Annotated in this window: 3 protein-coding genes; all 3 read right to left on the bottom strand. The window is 75.0% G+C overall.

Annotated elements, in window-relative coordinates:
* Positions 1-18: 18 nt before the first annotated feature.
* Positions 19-1365 (bottom strand): coenzyme F420-0:L-glutamate ligase, encoded by a 1347-nt coding sequence (locus ACSNOG_RS32370; RefSeq protein WP_436756274.1) that lies wholly within the window; start codon positions 1363-1365, stop codon positions 19-21.
* Positions 1362-2333 (bottom strand): 2-phospho-L-lactate transferase, encoded by a 972-nt coding sequence (gene cofD / locus ACSNOG_RS32365; protein ID WP_436756273.1) that lies wholly within the window; start codon positions 2331-2333, stop codon positions 1362-1364. The genes ACSNOG_RS32370 and cofD overlap by 4 nt, the downstream gene beginning before the upstream one ends.
* A 62-nt stretch (positions 2334-2395) precedes the next feature.
* Positions 2396-2880, bottom strand: a 485-nt coding sequence (locus tag ACSNOG_RS32360) for a cysteine dioxygenase (protein ID WP_436756272.1), incomplete at its 5' end; no start/stop codon positions are given.

Here is a 2880-nt window from a genome sequence, read left to right as displayed (position 1 = left end):
ACCCCCTACCGCACCCGCCTACCGCACCTCGACGAACGCCTCCGCGACCCGCGGAGCCCGCTCCCGCGGCGGAGCCGCCGCGTGCCCCACGGCCACCGCCCCCATCGGGTCCCATCCCTCCGGCAGCTCCAGCACCTCGCGCACCACGTCCCGGCAGAACATCGTCGACGAGATCCACGCGGACCCCAGCCGCTCTCCGGCCAGCGCCACGAGGAAGTTCTGCACGGCGGCCCCGGCCGCCACGACGAACATCTCCCGCTCGGAGGCGTTCCGCCGCGCGTCCGGATAGGTGTGAGACCCGTCCATCACCAGACAAGGGACGACCAGATACGGCGCGTTCCGCAGCACGTCACCGCGCCGCACCCGCTTGGCGATGCTCTCCTCGCCGAACCCGTCGCCCCGCAGGTCCGCGATCCACGCCTCCCGCATGGCGTCGAGCAGCCGCACCCGCGACTCCTCGGACTCCAGCAGGACGAACCGCCAGGGAGTCGTGTGATGCGGGGCGGGGGCGGTGATGGCCGCGGCGACGGCCCGCCGCACGGCGGCACCGTCGACGGGTTCACCGGTGAACTCCCGCACGGTGCGCCGCAGCGTCACGGCCTCCCGTACGGCCTCGGACGTCCCGAGCCGGAACATGTCGTCGGCGGCGGACCGCACGAGCGCCCGAGCCCCGGCGGGGCCGGCGTTCCCCCCGACGACGTGCGACAGCCCCCGCACCACGGCAACGGGCAGCCCCGCGACCTTCCCCTTGACGAGGTCCCCGGCGGCGGCCAACTCGTCGCCCGTGGCGACGACGGTCGCGCTCAGCGGATTGCCGTGCGCGTCGGTGCCGCCCCGCAGGTCGTCGAGGACCCGCACTCCGGCCGCGCCGATGGCGACGTCGGTCAGGCCGTTGCGCCAGGGCCGGCCGAAGGTGTCCGTCACGACGACGCCGACGTCGACGCCGAGCGCCTCCCGCAGACCGGCCCGCAGGGCGCGGGCGGAGGCGTCGGGGTCCTCGGGCAGCAGCAGTATCGTCCCGGCAGCGGTGTTGGACGCGTCGACGCCGGCGGCGGCCATGACCAGCCCTTGCCGGTTCTCGACGATGCGCAGGCTCCCGCGCCGGGCGACGACGCGGACGGTCTCGGCGTCTATGGCCGCCTCGCGGTCGTCGGCCCGGACCAGCTGCCCCTCCGCCTTGCTGATGATCTTCGAGGTGACGAGCAGGACGTCGCCGTCGGCGAGCCCGGGCAGGCCCTCGGCCGTGACGGCGGCGGCGATGAGCTTGACGAGGTCGTCACCGGCCTGCACCTCGGGGATGCCGGGCACGGCCCAGACCCGGTATCCGGGGCACCCGGGGGCCTCGGGCAGGGGGGCTCCGCTCACGCCCGGACCTCCTCGGCCAGCGCGAGCGCCTGCGCCGCCATGGCGGCCGTGGCCTGCGTGTCGGTCATCATCAGGGGCACGGCCCGGCACGCGATGCCCGCGGCCTCGACCTCGGCGACGGCACCGGCGTCGACGGTGTCGACGAGCCAGCCGTCGAGCAGCCCGGAGCCGTAGTGCCGGGCGACGGCCGCGGCGGTGGACTCGACGCCGACGGCGGCCAGCACCTTGTCGGCCATGCCGCGCACGGGCGCGTCGCCGACGATGGGGGAGAGGCCGACGACGGGCGCGGAGGCCGCGGCGACGGCTTCGCGGATGCCGGGCACGGCCAGGACGGTGCCGATGCTGACGACGGGGTTGGAGGGCGGGAAGAGGATGACGTCGGCCGCGGCGACGGCCTCCAGGACGCCGGGCGCGGGCTTGGCGGCCTCGGCGCCGACGGGAACGACGGCGTGGGCGGGCACGCCGGCCCGCAGGCGCACCCAGTACTCCTGGAAGTGCACGGCCTTGCGGGCGCCGTCCTCACCGTCGGGGTCGTCGATGAGCACGTGCGTCTCGACGCGGTCGTCGCTCATCGGCAGCAGCCGCACGCCCGGCTGCCAGCGCGCGCACAGCGCCTCGGTCACGGCGCTCAGCGGATACCCGGCGCCGAGCATCTGGGTGCGGACGATGTGCGTGGCGAAGTCGCGGTCGCCGAGCCCGAACCACTCGGGGCCGACGCCGTACGCCGCCAACTCCTCCTTCACGGCGAAGGATTCGCCGGCGCGGCCCCACCCCTGCTCCTCGTGGATGCCGCCGCCGAGCGTGTACATGACGGTGTCGAGGTCCGGGCAGACCTTCAGCCCGAACAGGTGAATGTCGTCGCCCGTGTTCCCGATGACGGTGATCTCGGCGTCGGGGACTGCTGACTTGAGGCCACGGAGGAAGCGGGCGCCCCCGATCCCGCCGGCCAGAACCACAATGCGCTGCATGCGGTCAGTCTGTCAGGGCGGGGTGCCGCTCCCGAGGGGTGGTGGCCGTCGGCGTGCGGCCGTCAGCCCCGTACGGCGTCCCGTACGGCATCGCGTACGGCGTCCCGTACGAGGGGGGTTGCCGCGGAGGCCGGCACCGGCCGGTGCATCGGCATCTCGGTCAGCCCCGGCGCGTACACGTGGAGGCTGACGGCCGGGCCGAGGGAGTCGTTGACGATCTCATGAGCGTACCCGGGGGCGAAGACGCGCTGCGCTCCGGCGCGCAGCACCTGCCGTGCGCCGTCGAGCGGCCCGGTGCTTCCGGTGATCTCGGTCAGCTCACCTTCGAGGACGGTCAGCACACCGGAGGAGGGGCCGTGGTCATGGGCCCCGCTGCCCTGGCCCGGCACCCAGCTCAGCAGCCAGACCTCGTAGCCGGGGCCGGTGCGCAGGCGGTGGTACCAGCGGGTGGTGGCGTCGTAGCGGACGAGGTGGGCCCAGGAGGCGCGGTCGGCGGCGACGGCGCGGGCGAGCCCGGCGAACTCGGCGACGGTGCGCGGGTGGGCGG

Source organism: Streptomyces sp. URMC 124, assembly GCF_051386455.1.
GTDB lineage: Bacteria > Actinomycetota > Actinomycetes > Streptomycetales > Streptomycetaceae > Streptomyces.
This window is presented reverse-complemented; position numbering and strand designations above follow the sequence as displayed.

Coding starts and splice junctions, on each gene's coding strand:
- cofD (WP_436756273.1), bottom strand. CDS start 2,333: ATGCAGCGCATTGTGGTTCTGGCCGGCGGGATCGGGGGCGCCCGCTTC.